We start from the raw sequence: 15,915 nt of genomic DNA, 5'->3' as shown, positions 1-15,915 counted from the left end.
GAGTGCGAACGGCGTGCGTAGACTGACTGATGCCCAAGTTTATGCGGTAGCCAGGGAGGTCGGTCCGCGTGCCAAAACGCAGCCCCAACGAGGCGCGTCGGCGTGTGCAGCTCATGGAGGCCAAGCAGGCGCTGCGCCGCGGCCAGGAGACGCGCCGCCGGCGAGACAACATCATCGCCTCGGCTGCGACCGTCGTCGCCATAGCTCTCGCGGCGGTGCTCCAAGGCACGGTGTTCGCGTCGAATCCCACGGCCGAGCAGTACGCCGCAGTCAAGGCGGGGCTCGACAATCCCTCCGCGTCGGCAAGCCCCAGTTCCTCACCGACCAACGCTCCCGGCGTGCCTGCCTCCAGCACGGCACAGGGCAAGACCTTCACGGGGAGCCTGGTACTCAACGGGTCGCCGATCGGCATCCAGATCGACGGCACCAAGGCGCCGCAGGCCGCGGCCGTCTTCAAGTCCCTCGCAGATCAGGGCACGCTCAAGGGCCGCGCCTGCCATCGGCTGACCACGAGCGCCACTGCGGCCATCCTCCAATGCGGCGCCGAGGATGCCACGGGCAAGGCAGACCCGTCCTACACCTGGGGCCCGCTCGAGAACACGCCGGCCGACCAGAAGTACCCGGCGGGGACCATCGCCGTGGCCCGGACGTCGGACAATGCCTACGGCAATGGCCAGCAGTTCTTCATCGCGTACCGGGACTCGACGTTCCCCAACGACTCCGCCGGCGGGTACACCGTTGTCGGCCACGTCACGTCCGGGCTCGACGTGATCACGAAGATTGCCGCGGCAGGCGTCGCCCCCGGCGGTTCCTCGGCAGAAGACGGGTCCCCCGTGACTGCAGTCACGATAGACTCGTTCACACTGAACTAAGCCGCGGGCCCGCGCGAGTACGTGGGCCCGCACTCCAGTCCGTCCAAGCGAAAGACTTCTAGCGGTGACCGAAAGTCAGAAATCCGACGACACCGCAGCTCCCGAGGCTGCGCCCGTTCCCTCCGTTCCCTCACCCGCCGCTTTCGCGAAAGCGAAGCCCGGTCCGGCTGCGCCTGTCGCCCCTGCGGCGCCGATTGCCACGGCGTCTGTCGTTCCCGTCAACCTGGAAGAGGCCAAGAAGTGGGGCCGCGTTGAGGGAGACGGACATGTCTTCCTGACGCTCGACGGCGAAGAGCATCCGGTGGGCCAGTATCCCGGGGTCTCCCCCGACGAGGCGCTCGGGTACTTCGCGCGAAAGTTCGAGGACATCGTCGCTCAGATCGCCCTGCATGAGCAGCGGGTCTCCTCCCACGCGAACGCCGCCGACGTGCGGAAGGCCTCGGCGCACCTCCGCGCCCAGCTCGCGGAACGGAACATGGTCGGCGACATCCGCGGTGCGGAGGCACGCTTGGACGCCCTCGATGCCGCCGTCACCGAGGCCGAGGCCGAGCAGAAGGCCGCTCATGAGAAGGCCCGTGCGGACGAGCTCGCGAAGCGGGAAGCCATCGTGGCCGAGGCGGAGTCGATCGCGGGCCAGGACCCTCAGCGCACCCAGTGGAAGACAAGCGGCGCGCGCATGAACGAGCTTTTCGATGACTGGAAGGCCTCCCAGAAGTCCGGGCTGCGGCTCGGCCGTTCGGCGGAGGACGCCCTCTGGAAGCGCTTCCGTGCAGCCCGTACGCAGTTCGACCGGCATCGCCGGGCGTACTTCTCACAGCTGGACACCGCGAACGCCGCTGCGAAGGCGGCCAAGGAGCAGCTCATCGCCGAGGCCGAGGCGCTGCAGACCTCAACGGACTGGGGCTATGCCGCCGGCGAGTATCGCCGGCTCATGGACGAGTGGAAGGCCGCGCCCCGCGCCAACCGCAAGGACGACGACGCGCTGTGGGCGCGCTTCCGTGCGGCACAGAACGTGTTCTTCGAGGCGCGTCAGGCGGCCAACGCCGCGATCGACCGTGAGTTCTCGTCCAACCTCAAGGTCAAGGAAGCCCTTCTGGCCGAGGCCCAGCAGCTGCTTCCCGTCACGGATGTCGCGGCCGCCAAGCGCGCGCTCCAGTCGATCCGCGACCGCTGGGAGGATGCCGGCAAGGTTCCTCGCGCGGATATGGGCCGCATCGAGGCCGGCCTGCGCAAGGTCGAAGACGCCATCCAGAACGCTGAGCACGAGAACTGGCGGCGGACTGATCCCGAGATCCAGGCCCGCACAGACTCAGCTCTCACGCAGCTTGAGTCGTCCATCGCAGCTCTTCGCGACGACCTCACGCGCGCGGAGAACTCGGGCAACGCCAGAGAGGCCGCGAAGGCCCGCGAAGCCCTCGAGGCCCGCGAAGCGTGGCTCGAGACCCTGCGGCGCTCGGCGAGCGAGCTCGGCTAGCCGCCTACACTTCGAGAGCGAAAGGCCCCTCGGCGTCCTCAGCGGACGACGAGGGGCCTTTGAGTTATCCACATTGCACCGCGCGCGGCGCTCCTTGCACCTCGGGGCCCCGGCACCATGGAACCCATGCAGCCGAACTCCGCCTCCAACGTCCACTCCATTGCCCGGTGGAAGTCTCCCGAAATTCTCACGCCGGGGAGGCCTTTCAGTGGTGTCGAGCTGCGCGCCATGGCAAACGACGGCGTTCTCCAGCGGATCATCCCTGACGCATACGCCCCCTCGGGTGCGCGCCCATCCCCGGAGCTGCGGGCGGCGGCCCTCGCGACAGGACTCACCTCGCGACTGATGGGGCGCACCGTGGTTGGCCGGCTCTCGGCCGCGTGGATCTTCGGCTGCGCCCCGGCGCCAGTCGCACCAGTCCTGCTGGTCCCCGCGCCGCGTCGCCTCTCGGCCGCGGGCCGAGGCAACGGGGTCCTCCTCCACGAGGTTGCCCTCGGGGAATTCGATGTCATCGAGGTGGGAGCGCTGTGCGTGACGACCCCTCTGCGCACCGTCGTCGACGTTGCGGTGCACGGCGAAGGCGCACTCGCGGCACTCGTCGTGCGGCGGCTCGTGGCCCAGCCGGGGCTGGGACTCACCCTCTCACTGGTATCCCGAGCGGTGGACGCACTCCCCCGGCAGCCAAACAAGCAGCGAGCGAAGGAGGTCCTCCGGCGGCTCGCGATGGCAGATCGGTGATGGTCAGCTGCGGCGCCGGTTCCCGGTGGTCCGGTAGACGTCGTACACGCCGTCGATCCGGCGGACGGCGCTCAGAACGTGATTGAGATACTTGGGGTCTCCCATTTCGAAGGCGAAGCGGGACAGCGCAAGTCGATCAGTGGACGTGTGCACGTGGGCGGAGAGGATGTTCACGTGATTCTCCGCGAGGACCCGCGTAACGTCCGAGAGCAGGCTCTTGCGGTCGAGCGCCTCTACCTGGATCTCGACGAGGAAGACGCTCGACTGCGTGGGCGCCCATTCGACCTCGACGATCCGATCCGACTGGGCGCGGAGCTGGGCCGCGTTCGTACAGTCGGTTCGGTGTACCGAGACCCCCGAGCCACGGGTGACGAAGCCGAGGATCGGATCTGGCGGCACCGGGGTGCAGCAGCGCGCGAGCTTGACCCAGACGTCGGCGGCGCCTTTGACGATGATGCCCGAATCCGAGTATTTCGGCGGCGACGGCGTGGTGGGGGCAATCGTCTCGGCAATATCCTCGGCCGTCCCGGCCGCCCCGCCCAGGCTGTCGACCAGCTTCTCGACGACGGACTGCGCCGAAGCGTGTCCGTCGCCGATGCCCGCATACAGCCCCGCAATGTCCTGATACCGGAACTCCTGCGCAACGGCGAGGAGAGTGTCGTGGCTGAGGAGTCGCTGCAACGGGAGGTTCTGCTTGCGCATGGCGCGCGTGAGCAGCTCCTTGCCCTTGTCGATGGCCTCCTCGCGGCGCTCCTTGCTGAACCACTGGCGGATCTTGTTGCGGGCGCGGGCGCTCTTGACGAAGTTCTGCCAGTCCTGGCTCGGACCAGCGCCCTCGGCCTTGGACGTGAAGATCTCCACCACGTCGCCGTGGTTGAGCTCGCTGTTGAGCGGCACGAGCTTGCCGTTGACGCGGGCGCCGATGGTCCTGTGGCCCACCTCGGTGTGGATCGCGTAGGCGAAGTCGACCGGCGTCGAACCGGAGGGCAGCGCCATGACCTCGCCCTTAGGGGTGAAGACGAAGACTTCCTTGGCGTTGATCTCGAAGCGGAGCGAGTCGAGGAACTCTCCCGGGTCAGAGGTCTCCTGCTGCCAATCCACGAGCGAACGCAGCCAGCCCATCTCGGCGGCCTTGCCGCTGGGGGTGTGGGCGTTGCGGTTGGGCTGATCCTTGTACTTCCAGTGCGCGGCGACGCCGTACTCCGCGCGACGGTGCATCTCGTGGGTGCGGATCTGGATCTCGACCGGACGCCCGTTGGGGCCGATGACCGTCGTGTGCAGCGACTGGTACATATTGAACTTCGGCATGGCGATGTAGTCCTTGAACCGCCCCGGAAGGGGGTTCCAACGGGCATGCATCGCCCCGAGCACGGCGTAGCAGTCGCGCACGGAATCAACGAGGATCCGTACGCCCATCAGGTCGTTGATGTCGTCGAATTCCTTCTGACGGACGATCATCTTCTGATAGATCGAGTAGTAGTGCTTGGGCCGCCCCGTGACCTCGGCGCGGATCTTCGCGCCGCGGAGGTCCTCCGTGATCTGATCGCGGATGACGGCAAGCTGCTTCTCGCGCTCGGGAGTGCGGGCGCCCACCATGCGCACGATCTCTTCGTAGACCTTCGGGTAGAGCGCCGCGAAGGAGAGGTCCTCAAGCTCCCACTTGATGGTATTCATGCCGAGCCGGTGGGCCAGCGGCGCGAAGATCTCGAGGGTTTCGCGTGCCTTGCGAGCCGAGGACTCGGGCGAGACGAACCGCCACGTCCGGGCATTGTGGAGCCTGTCGGCGAGCTTGATGACGAGGACCCGGATGTCCTTCGCCATCGCCACGACCATCTTGCGAACGGTCTCGGCCTGCGCCGCGTCGCCGAACTGCACCTTGTCCAGCTTCGTGACGCCGTCCACGAGCATGGCCACTTCGGGCCCGAAGTCCTTGCGGAGCTGCTCGAGCGTATAGGACGTGTCCTCGACGGTGTCATGAAGCAGGGCCGCCGCGAGCGTGGTCCCGGTCATCCCGAGTTCGGCGAGGATCGTTGCCACCGCCACCGGATGGGTGATGTAGGGATCGCCGCTCTTGCGCTTCTGCCCCTGATGGCTGCGCTCGGCGACTTCGTATGCCCTCGTGATGAGTTCGAAGTCCTCGCGCGGGTTATTCGCCCGGACGGTGCGGAGCAGCGGCTCGAGGATGGGCGAGTGTGCGGCAGTACCGCGGCCCGTGAGCCGGGCAAGCCGTGAGAACGTGCGATCGCGCCTCCCCAGGAGCGGCCGCTCGAGGAGGCTGTTGCCGCCTACGGGCTGGTCGGCCGCGTTCACCGCGGATGAGGCGGGGGCCTGCGCGGGAACCGGGGCAGGCACCGGTCGCGCCGGCACCTGTGCCGCGGGCGACGGCGCCACAGCACCTTGCGGGCCAGAGGCACCTTGGGCATGCGTCAGCTCCGGTTGACCGGTACCGGACGCCGCGGAACGCGGGGCGCCGGACCGGGCCGGGACGGGCGTCGCACGCTCCTCCACCCAAGCCTCCTGAACGGTCTGCGGATTCACTCAGTCTATGCCCGGAGCAACGCACTGCAGAATGCTGCCCATTCCCAGGGCCAGCTCGTGCGGGAGCCGAGCAAACGCGAGCTGCTACGCGTCGGCGGGCTCCGCCGTCGCCCGCCGTGCCTCGACCTTCTCTGCCTGCTTGACCAGCGCTGGCTCGCGCTCACGAAGCAGGGCGTACATCGGAGCCGCGATGAAGATCGTCGCCGCGGTGCCCACAAGGATTCCCACGAACAGCGCAAGCGAGAGGTCCCGCAGCGTACCCGCACCGAGCAGGCCCGCTCCGATGAACAGGATCGCCGCGACAGGGAGCACGGCCACCATCATGGTGTTGATAGAGCGGACAAGCGTCTGGTTCACGGCCAGATTGACCTCCTCCGCGAACGTGCGGCGCGACGAGGCGGTGATGTCGGCCGTGTTTTCGCGGATCTTGTCGAACACCACCACCGTGTCATAGAGCGAGTAGCTCAGGATGGTGAGGAAGCCGATGATCGCGGACGGTGTGATCTCGAAATCGCTGATCGCATAGACCCCCTCAGTGATGAGGATCGTCACGACCATGCCCGTCAAGGCCGACAGCGACATCTTCCAGGTGCGGAAGTACAGCGCCATGAGCACGGCGGCGAGGATCACGAACGTGGCAAACCCGATCAGGGCCTGATTCGTCACATCGGCGCCCCACGTGGGGCCGATGAACGTCGAGGTGACATCGTTCCCCGTCACCCCGTAGGCCGCGGCCAACTTGTCCTTGACCTGGAGCGTCTCGGTGTCGGACAGCTGGTCGGTCTGGACCTGGATCGTGTTGCCAGCCACATTCGTGACTCGAGGAGTGCTGGCGGGAACCACGGAGTGAACCGCGTTCTGGCCGGTCACGGTGTCGCTCGACTTGGCTTGAGAAACCGTGAACTGGGAGCCGCCCCGGAAGTCGATGCCCAGATTGAAACCGCCCCGGAGAATGGGGACGAGGATCGCGATCACGACCGCGATCCCGGCGATGAGGAACCACAGCCGTTTCTTGCCGACGAAGTCATAGGAACGCTTGCCGGAGTAAAGGTCATTGCCGAAGCGGGCGAGGGCAGTCGTCGACATCAGTTCTCCTCCGGTGAGCGCTCGGAGCGCTGCGTTCCCTTGCCGGCGCGGGCGAGATCGGCCTTGCTCCCGTTCTCGGAGGCGGCCGCCGCAGCGCGGCGTTCGGCGATCGTCATGCGGCGCCCGGCTTCGCGGGCCGCGGCGGCGTTCTTCGGCTTGAGCGAGGTCTTTGCCGCTTCCGAGGCCTCGCGGAGTCGCCCTGCGCCCCTGTAGAGCGGCACAGCGCCCAGCTGCACCGGATCCAAGCCCGAGAAGCGGTGGCCCTCACCGAAGAACTTGGTCCGCGCGATGAGCTGCAGGGTCGGGTGCGTGAACATGAACACCACGAGAAGGTCCGCGATGGCGGTGAGGCCGAGGGTGAAGGCGAAGCCGCGGACGTTTCCGACGGCAACGAAGTAGAGGACCACGGCCGCAAGGAGGTTCACTGCCTTGGAGGCCAGGACCGTGCGCTTCGCACGCCGCCAGCCGTTCTCGACAGCCGACACGAGACCCCTGCCCTCACGCAGTTCGTCGCGGATGCGCTCGAAGTACACGATGAACGAGTCGGCCGTCTGGCCGATGGCCACGATGAGACCCGCGACACCGGCGAGCGAGAGCCGATAGTTCTGCATCCAGCCGAGCAGCGTGATGGACAGGTAGGTCAGAAGACCCGCGACGACGAGCGAGGCAATCGTCACGAAGCCCAGGGCTCGGTACTGGAACAGTGAGTACACGACCACGAGGAGCAGTCCGATGAGCCCCGCGAGAAGGCCCATCTGGAGCTGCTGCGTGCCGAGAGTCGCCGAGATCTGCTCTTCGCTCTGGATGTCGAAGCTGATCGGAAGCGCTCCGAACCGGAGCTGGTCCGAGAGGGTCTGGGCGCTGGCCTGCGTGAAGTTGCCCGTGATCTGCGGGCGGCCGTCGGTGATGACCGCGAGGGCGCGGGGAGCAGACAGCACCTTGTCATCGAGAACGATGGCAAACTGCGAACGCGGATCGTTTCCGCTGTCCCCGCCCGCGGCGACATAGAAGCCGTTGAGGCGCTGCGTGACGTCCTTGAACTTCTGCGTGCCGTCGGAGTTGAACTGGATGTTCACGGCCCACTGGTTGGTGACGGCGCCCTGCTGTCCCTGAACCAGCTGGAACGTGGATCCCGAGATGTCGGTTCCGGGAATCTCGACCGGCCCCAGGATGTACTTCACCGCAGGTGTTCCACTGGCGGCGGGCTGGCAGGTCACAAGCGGTTTTGACGGGTCGGACCGCTGAGTGCTCTCAGGCTGCGGTTTGGTGCAGTCCAGGGCCTCGAACTGCTTGTAGATGTCCGCCGTGATCCAGTTCTGGTCGCTGGCGTTCGCAGGAGCGGCGGTCGGCTTCGGGAGCTGATCCTCAGGGACGAGCTGATCCTTCGCCACCGGCGCCGGATCGCCCGAGGCAAGCACCGGGCGGAAGTTCATGTTCGCCGAGGCCTGAATCAGCTGGCGCGTCTGCGCCGACGGAATGCCCGGGAGGCTCACGACAACATTGCGGCTCGACTGGGTGCTGATCTCAGCCTCGGAGACGCCCGACCCATCAACTCGTTGCCGGATGATCTCAACGGCCTGATTGAGCTGGTCCTGCGTGACCGCTCCCCCGCCCGTGACCTTGGGCGCGAGGATCATCTGGGTGCCGCCCTCAAGATCAAGTGCGAGCTTTGGCGCCCATGAGGCCTGATGTGTCAGGGCGCCTCCGCCGAGGAGGGAGACGAGAGCGACGAAGAGGACAACGAGCCAGACGAGTGTCCTGAGTCCCGGCCGCTTGCTGCGGGATCGAGCCATGGGTTCCTAACTCCTGATGGGAAGACACCCGCGCGCGGCGTTACCCACGCGCGGGCGGAAGCGAGGTGGCGTTACTTGCCCTCGCCCTCGAGGCGCCGGAGGGTCTGCTCGGGCGTCTCGTTGAGCTGGGACTCGGGCGTAGCCGGCTTGTCCGCGACGTGGTCGGCCGACGGACTGTGCGTCGACCCGAGGGTCGGCTCCGTCGTGGCACCGGTCGATTCTTCGTCGGCGGGGGTCTCCGTCGGCTCAACGATCTTCGAGACAGCCTGGCGGTGCACGGTGGCAGTGGTGCCGGGGGAAAGCTCGAGCACGACCTTGTTCTCCACGTCGTCGAACGACACGATGCGGCCGAACAGCCCGAAGCTCGTCATGACCTCAACGCCGGGGACGAACTTCGACTGCATCTGAGCCTGCTGAGCCTGTGCCTTCTTGTTGCGTCGGAACATCGTGAAGATGAAGAACGCGAAGATGACAAGCAGGAGGATGGTCATCAAGTCCATGGCTGAGTCCAATCTGTTGCTGGGACGCGCTGCCTAGGATGCGCGTCGGACCCGGCTGATTCCGGGCACGGCGTGACGTCCCGCGCGAGCAGGATGTCTTCTCCCAGTCTACGGGCAACGGCCCTCAAGAGTTCCCGAAGGCACGCGGCAGCGGCCCAGCGCGGCCCTCCAGCTGGAGCGGGGCAGCAGCTCAGACCCAGTCTGCGGCAGCGTCGCCGTCTGTGTCGCCGCCCAAGGGGCCGGGACCGAAAAGCGTTGCGCTGTAGGCGAACGGAGCGTCAGGCGGGACGGGGAGCCCCAGATGCTCGTAGGCAGCCGGGGTCGCGATGCGGCCTCGCGGTGTCCGCCCCATGAGGCCCTCGCGCACGAGGTAGGGTTCCGCGACGGTCTCCACCGTCTCGGGTTCCTCCCCCACAGCGATGGCCAGGGTCGAGAGGCCCACCGGTCCCCCGCCGAATTTCGTCACGAGCGCGGAGAGAACGCCGCGGTCCAGGCGGTCTAGCCCCTTGGCATCCACCTCGTACATATCGAGCGCCGCTGCGGCCGCTCGGGCGTCAATCTGCTCGATGCGGTGAACCAGAGCCCAGTCGCGTACCCGCCGCAGGAGACGGTTCGCGATGCGCGGCGTCCCGCGGGAGCGGCCGGCCACTTCGGTGAATCCCGCCGAGGTCACGCGGAGGTCGAGGAGGCCCGCGGACCTGCGGAGCACGAGCTCGAGCTCCTCGACGGAATAGAACTCGAGATGCCCGGTGAATCCGAAGCGGTCCCGCAAAGGGCCAGGCAGGAGCCCGGCGCGCGTCGTGGCGCCGACAAGAGTGAACGGCGGGAGGTCGAGCGGGATGGCCGTGGCGCCGGCGCCCTTGCCCACCACGATGTCGACGCGGAAGTCCTCCATCGCCATGTACAGCATTTCCTCGGCGGGGCGGGACATGCGGTGGATCTCGTCGAGGAACAGGACCTCGCCCTCGGAGAGCGAGGAGAGGATGGCGGCGAGGTCACCTGCGTGCTGGATCGCGGGCCCGGAGGAGATCCTGAGCGGAGCATTCATCTCGGCGGCGATGATCATGGCGAGCGTCGTCTTGCCCAGGCCCGGAGGGCCGGAGAGAAGCACGTGGTCCGCGCTCCTGCCCCGCAGTCGCGAGGCCTCCAAGACGAGCGAGAGCTGCCGCCGCACGCGCTGCTGCCCGACGAAGTCGTCGAGGTGCTTCGGCCGCAGCGCGGCCTCGATCGCGCGTTCCTCGGGCTCCTCGCCCGTCGAGACGAGGGACGGCTCAGCCACGGGCGCCCGACCTCAACGGGGTGCGTGCTCCTTGTCCGAGCCAGCGCAGCGTCGCCCGCAGGATCTCGGGTACGCTTCCGTTCTCCGCGAGGTCCGGCTGATCCTCGAGAGCTCGATCGATGCTCGAGGCGGCGTCCTTCTCCGACCATCCGAGCGACGTCATCGCCTCGACCACTTGCGGCTTCCACGCCTCTTGAGCGGAAGGAGCAGACGACGACGGCAACTCGCCCGGTGTGCCGAGCGGGACGAGCTTGCCCTTCAGTTCGAGGACGAGGCGTGCCCCCACCTTGGGGCCGATGCCGGGCACCTTCGTGAAGGCCTTCGCGTCCTCCGAATGCGCCGCCACCCGCACTGCCTCCGGGCTGTGCACTGCAAGAACGGCGAGGGCGAGGCGTGGACCCACCCCTGCGACCCCGAGCAGCACCTCGAAGACCTCGCGCTCCTCAGGAGAGGCAAAGCCAAACAGGGTGAGCGAATCCTCGCGGACCACCATGAGAGTGTGCACCATGCCGCTCTCCCCCACGCGCAGCCCGGCGAGGGTTTGAGGTGTGGCGGCGAACGACATGCCGACGCCACCCACATCGATCACCGCCGACGACAGGCCGACATGCGCCACCGCGCCCCGGAGAAAGCTGATCACGGGGAGACTCCTTCTGCCGTCCGAACATATCTACGAACAAAGCTACCCGTCTGGACCGACAGAGTGCGTCAGGAGCGACGGCGAGCCTCAGGTTCTCCGACGCGCCTTCGACTCCGCCCTGGCCATTTCTCCGCACGCTTCGGGCGCCTCAGGTTCTTCGACGCGCCTTCGACTCCGCTTCTACCCACGCCCTTTGTGCCGCCGTCAACGCCGTCGCCGTCAGCGCCGTCGTCCGTCCCACAGCGGAGGGCGAGCCGGGCGCAGAGCCGCGCCAGGCGTGGGCCAAGGCAAGCGCGAGGGCGTCGGCGGCATCAGCGGGCCGAGGAGAAGCGTCAAGGCGCAGGATCTTCGTGACCATGCGGGTCACGGCCTCCTTGTCCGCCCGGCCGCTGCCCGTCACCGCCGCCTTGACCTCGGAGGGCGTATGCAGCGCCACAGGCAGGCCCCGCCGTGCGGCCGCCGCGATGACGACCCCCGAGGCCTGCGCCACGCCCATGACCGTGCTGACGTTCATCTGCGAGAAGACTCGCTCCACGGCTACGACTTCAGGCTCGTAGCGGTCGAGCCAGTCCTCGATCGCGGTCGCGATCACGAGGAGGCGGGCATCGAGAGGCTGCTGCGCCGTCGTGCCCACGACGCCCACGCCCACCAGGGTGGCACGGCGGTCCCGCGCAACATCGACGACCCCGAGGCCGCACCGGGTGAGGCCTGGGTCGACTCCGAGGACGCGCAGCATGGACTTGTCGGGCACGGGCGGGTCCGGTCAGTCGGCCTCGAGGGCCGCCATGACCTCCTCGCTCATATCCGCGTTCGTGTAGACGTTCTGGACGTCGTCGAGATCCTCGAGGGCATCGACCAGGCGGACGAACTTGCGCGCGGCATCGGCGTCAAGCTCCACCTCCATCGAGGGAACGAATTCAGCCTCGTCGGTGTCGTACTCGATGCCAGCCTCGTTGAGCGCGTCCCGCATGGCCTGAAGGTCGCTCGGGTCCGAGTAGATCACCCAGTTGTCGCCCGAATCCTTGACCTCTTCGGCGCCGGCGTCGAGGACGGCCATGAGCACATCGTCCTCGGACAGGCCGTTCTTGGGAAGGCTCACCACGCCCTTGCGGGTGAACAGGTAGCTCACCGAGCCCTGGTCGGCCATGCTTCCGCCGTTGCGCGTGACGGCGAGGCGAACGTCCGCCGCTGCCCGGTTGCGGTTCTCCGTGAGGCACTCGATGAGCAGAGCCGAGCCCTGCGGCCCGCGGGCCTCGTAGGTGATCTCCGTGTACTCGATCGCCTCGCCGGTCAGGCCGGCGCCGCGCTTGATCGCGCGGTCGATGTTGTCGTTCGGGACCGAGTTCTTCTTGGCCTTCGAGACGGCAAGGTCGAGGGCCGGGTTGCCCGACATGTCAGGACCGCCGAGGCGTGCGGCGACCTCGATCGTCTTGATGTACTTGGCGAACGCCTTCGCACGCTTGGCGTCGATGACCGCCTTCTTGTGCTTGGTGGTCGCCCATTTGGAGTGGCCGGACATGCCTACGCTTCTCCCTTGATCATGCGGATGAAAAGTTCATGGACCCGCCGCTCGCCCGTCACCTCGGGGTGGAACGATGTTGCGAGCAGGTTTCCTGAACGGACTGCGACAATTCTAGACCTGCCGCCCAGCGTGGCCGTGTGGGACGCGTGCTGCGGGTCGACCTCTGCCAGCACCTCGACTGAGTCCCCCACCCGCTCAACCCATGGTCCACGGATGAAGACGGCGTGAATGGGACCGCCGGACTGGTCGATGTCCTTGAAGTCCAGATCTGTCTCGAACGACTCGCGCTGGCGGCCGAAGGCGTTGCGGCGAACGGTGATGTCGAGCCCGCCGAACGTCTCCTGAGCTCGGCCCGAAAGGTCCTCGGCGGGGTCCGCGATCTCGTTCGCGAGCAGGATCATGCCGGCGCAGGACCCGTACACCGGGAACCCTTCGGCGATCTTGCGCTTGAGCGGCTCCGCAACGCCGAAGGCTCGGGCCAGCTTGTCGATGGCGGTCGACTCGCCTCCCGGGATGACGAGCCCGTCGAGGCCGTCCAGCTCCTCGGGCCTGCGCACCTTGACCGCCCTCGCGCCAAGAGATTCGATCGCGGCCACATGCTCGCGCACGTCCCCCTGCAGGGCGAGGACGCCAACGCGCAGCTCAGACTGTTCGGTGGATGAAGGAGCGGCAGAAGTCACCCGTCCAGTCTAGTCCGGGCTCAGATCAGGCCCCTTCCGGCGGCCGCGGCGCAGGAGGGAGCCGCGGACTGCCCCGGTAGCATGGACGGCGGACCGTGTGACGACAACAGATTGAGGATTGCACGATGTGCGGTATCGCCGGCTACTACGGGTTCGGTCAGGATCAGGCTCTGCTCGAGACAATGAACAGCTGCATCCAGCACCGCGGCCCTGACGGCGAGGGGTACTTCCTCGGCGACGAGGCGGGCGCAGGCGTGGGACTCGCCCACCGACGGCTCGCGATCGTCGACCGGGCCCACGGTCAGGAGCCGATGATCAGTTCCGATGGGGACATCGTGCTGATCTACAACGGCGAGGTCTACAACTACCGCGAGCTCCGGGCGGAGCTGGAGGACCTCGGGCGCACGTTCGTCACCGTCTCCGACACGGAAGTCGTCCTGCAGGCCTACGAGGAGTGGGGCTCCGAGGCGTTCGACCGCTTCAACGGCATGTTCGGCCTGGCCATCCTCGACAGGCGCCTCGGCCGACTCGTCCTCGCGCGCGACCACTTCGGCATCAAGCCGCTCTATTGGGCCAACGCCGGCACCGAGCGCGAGCCCGAGATCCTCTTCGCATCCGAGATCAAGCCCATCCTTGCGACGGGGAAGATCGAGGCCAAGCCGAACGAGCGCATCCTCTACCGCTACCTGCGCTTCCGGATCCACGACGACACCGAGGAAACGTTCTTCGACGGGATCCACAAGCTCCTGCCCGGCGAGATGATGACCATCGAGCTCGCCACACGGCGCTTCCGCATCTCGAGCTACACGCGCCTCCGGGAGGAACTCGAGGAGCTCTCGAAGGTCAACACGCCCTACACGCCCGACGTCGTGGAGGAGTACCGGCGGCGCTTCACCGAGGCCATCCGGATCCGGCTCAACTCCGAGGTCCCGGTCGGAAGCGCCCTCTCCGGCGGACTCGACTCCTCCGCCGTCGTCGTCACCATCAACCGCCTGATGCAGGAGAAGGCGGCGGGCCTCGAGGCAGTCGGGCCCAAGCAGAACACCTTCAGCGCAGTCTTCCCGAACGCCATCAACGACGAGGAGGCGTACGCCGACGCCGCCATCGCCGCGTGCCACGGCACGATCGAGTCCCACAAGATCAAGCCCACGCCGGAGAGCTTCGACGCCGACCTTGTCGACTTCGTCCGCACCATGGAGGAGCCCATCATCTCCTCGGGCCCCTACGCGCAGTACTGCGTCATGAAGGAGGCCAGCAAGCACGTGACGGTGCTGCTCGACGGCCAGGGCGCGGACGAGATGATGGCCGGGTACATCCCCTATTACTTCGCGTACCTCCGCCAGCTCAAGGACAAGGGCGACTTCGCGACGCTCGCCAAGGAGACGTCGTCGAGCCTCGACATCTTCTACCGCCTGGGGCGGTTCCGCATCAGGGGCATGGCAAGCGGCAAGAAGACGGTCTCGATGGCCACTCTGCTGAAGAAGGACTGGACGCAGAAGTTCGGTGGCGAGTCGTTCGGGAACATCCCCGCCAACCTCAAACAGCGCCTCATCGACGACCTCTTCACGAAGTCGCTGCCCTCGCTCCTGCGGTACGAGGACAAGAACACCATGCGGTTCTCCCTCGAAGGCCGCGTGCCGTTCCTCGACAAGGAGGTCGTGAAGTACCTCTTCAGCCTCTCCGACGAGGCCATCATCAAAGAGGGCTGGAACAAGCGCATCCTTCGGGATGCCACCCGCGGCCTCTTGCCGGAGATGATCAGCAACCGCCGCAACAAGATCGGCTTCACGACTCCCGAGGCGGAGTGGTTCAAGCTCATGAAGGAGCGGATCTACAAGATCTTCATGTCGAACTCCTTCTACAGCCGCCCGTACTGGGACCGCGAGCAGGTCCTCACGGCGTTCGAGGAGTACCTCAACGGCAAGAACGATGCCGACACGATGATCTTCTGGCGGCTCCTCAACGTCGAGCTGTGGTTCCGCGAGTTCATCGACAAGGACGAGGCTCCCGCTGACGTGAAGGCAGGCAAGAGCGACTACGAGGCCAATCCGGGCAAGGAGCTCGACATCGTCTCCGCTGGCCAGACCTTCCGCCGCTATCCGCTCCAGACCGATGTGTTCGCGCGCACCACGGAGCTCGCGCCAGCCGTCACGGGCTACGTCAAGCGGTTCTTCGACGGCCTGCCCACGGCGCCTGAAGAGGCGCGCAAGGCAGCGGAGGGCCATCAGTGGTATCTCCTCGTGAGCGAGAAGATCGTGGCCATCACCCAGGGGCGGTCCTTCCCCGTCTGGGAGATCGAGGTCTCCCCCGCCGCGCGGGTCCTGAGCCGCTTCGTCACCAGGACGCCTGCCGGAATCGGCCTCGGGAGCCCGTGGTCGATGCAGATCGCGATCGACGAGGTGGGCCTTCCGCTCATCGCCAAAGCCGCCGCGGCGTCCGTCGTCGGGAAGCTCCAGGGAAAGAGCGGCGTCTTCTATGACGTGGTGGGCAACAACATCAACGCGATCGACGGCGCCACCCCCTACAGCCTGGGCGAGGCCAGCAACTCGGTGAAGCTCGCGCCCAAGGATCCCGACGGCGTCGCACGCTCGCTCAGCGCGGCGGTGCGCGCCGCCCTGCCCGCCGATGCGGTGGCGACCTTTGGCGGAACGGCCATCATGGACGCGAACGATCTGGGCGTCGTCGTGATGGGGCACGACACCGCGCTCCCGAAGGAGACCATCGCCGGGATGTTCAAGGACAACCCGCAGGGACAGGGGTCCCAGGCCACGCCGATGTCGCTCGTGTTCGCCC

Annotated in this window: 13 protein-coding genes; 4 read left to right on the top strand and 9 right to left on the bottom strand. The window is 67.0% G+C overall.

The annotated features are described in order from the left end of the window. Positions 1-113: 113 nt before the first annotated feature. The 3 genes from E5679_RS20000 (at position 114) to E5679_RS19990 (ending at position 3,084) form a co-directional block, all read left to right on the top strand. The gene (locus tag E5679_RS20000) at positions 114-872 is read left to right on the top strand and encodes a peptidylprolyl isomerase (protein ID WP_138419229.1); all 759 of its coding nucleotides are present in this window, start codon (positions 114-116) and stop codon (positions 870-872) included. Between the two features lie 64 nt (positions 873-936). Continuing rightward, positions 937-2,346 (top strand): DUF349 domain-containing protein, encoded by a 1,410-nt coding sequence (locus E5679_RS19995; RefSeq protein ID WP_138419202.1) that lies wholly within the window; start codon positions 937-939, stop codon positions 2,344-2,346. A gap of 126 nt (positions 2,347-2,472) precedes the next feature. Then, entirely contained in the window at positions 2,473-3,084 is a 612-nt protein-coding gene (locus tag E5679_RS19990) for a hypothetical protein (protein ID WP_138419200.1), read from the top strand. A gap of 3 nt (positions 3,085-3,087) precedes the next feature. On the opposite strand, the gene E5679_RS19985 is transcribed toward E5679_RS19990, so the two are convergent. The 9 genes from E5679_RS19985 to pdxT all read right to left on the bottom strand — a co-directional run bounded on the left by E5679_RS19985 (position 3,088) and on the right by pdxT (position 13,122). Then, positions 3,088-5,394 (bottom strand): RelA/SpoT family protein, encoded by a 2,307-nt coding sequence (locus E5679_RS19985; protein WP_275092573.1) that lies wholly within the window; start codon positions 5,392-5,394, stop codon positions 3,088-3,090. Between the two features lie 312 nt (positions 5,395-5,706). Beyond that, complete coding sequence (gene secF, locus E5679_RS19980; protein ID WP_138419198.1) at positions 5,707-6,708, bottom strand: protein translocase subunit SecF; 1,002 nt, start codon at positions 6,706-6,708, stop codon at positions 5,707-5,709. Next, positions 6,708-8,501, bottom strand: a complete 1,794-nt coding sequence (gene secD / locus E5679_RS19975; RefSeq protein ID WP_138419196.1) for a protein translocase subunit SecD — start codon at positions 8,499-8,501, stop codon at positions 6,708-6,710. The genes secF and secD overlap by 1 nt, the downstream gene beginning before the upstream one ends. A 71-nt stretch (positions 8,502-8,572) precedes the next feature. Beyond that, positions 8,573-8,992: a preprotein translocase subunit YajC gene (gene yajC, locus E5679_RS19970; protein WP_138419225.1), complete on the bottom strand. Its 420-nt coding sequence runs from the start codon at positions 8,990-8,992 to the stop codon at positions 8,573-8,575. Positions 8,993-9,191: 199 nt separating this feature from the next. Next, positions 9,192-10,280, bottom strand: coding sequence for a Holliday junction branch migration DNA helicase RuvB (gene ruvB / locus E5679_RS19965; RefSeq protein ID WP_138419194.1), 1,089 nt, complete (start codon positions 10,278-10,280; stop codon positions 9,192-9,194). After that, the gene (gene ruvA, locus E5679_RS19960; RefSeq protein ID WP_138419192.1) at positions 10,273-10,920 is read right to left on the bottom strand and encodes a Holliday junction branch migration protein RuvA; all 648 of its coding nucleotides are present in this window, start codon (positions 10,918-10,920) and stop codon (positions 10,273-10,275) included. The genes ruvB and ruvA overlap by 8 nt, the downstream gene beginning before the upstream one ends. 148 nt (positions 10,921-11,068) lie before the next feature. Continuing rightward, positions 11,069-11,656, bottom strand: coding sequence for a crossover junction endodeoxyribonuclease RuvC (ruvC, locus tag E5679_RS19955; RefSeq protein ID WP_138419223.1), 588 nt, complete (start codon positions 11,654-11,656; stop codon positions 11,069-11,071). Between the two features lie 27 nt (positions 11,657-11,683). Beyond that, on the bottom strand, positions 11,684-12,439 hold the full coding sequence (locus E5679_RS19950; protein ID WP_138419190.1) for a YebC/PmpR family DNA-binding transcriptional regulator: 756 nt from the start codon (positions 12,437-12,439) through the stop codon (positions 11,684-11,686). A 2-nt stretch (positions 12,440-12,441) separates the two neighbouring features. Continuing rightward, positions 12,442-13,122 (bottom strand): pyridoxal 5'-phosphate synthase glutaminase subunit PdxT, encoded by a 681-nt coding sequence (gene pdxT, locus E5679_RS19945; protein ID WP_138419188.1) that lies wholly within the window; start codon positions 13,120-13,122, stop codon positions 12,442-12,444. Positions 13,123-13,247: 125 nt separating this feature from the next. Here pdxT and asnB point away from each other — a divergent pair. Continuing rightward, on the top strand, positions 13,248-15,915 hold a 2,668-nt coding region (gene asnB / locus E5679_RS19940; RefSeq protein ID WP_138419221.1), incomplete at its 3' end, for an asparagine synthase (glutamine-hydrolyzing).

The organism is Sinomonas gamaensis (genome assembly GCF_005876955.1).
Taxonomy (GTDB): Bacteria; Actinomycetota; Actinomycetes; order Actinomycetales; family Micrococcaceae; genus Sinomonas; species Sinomonas gamaensis.
Note: the sequence above shows the minus strand (reverse complement) of the source record. Positions and strands in the feature narration are given on the sequence as shown.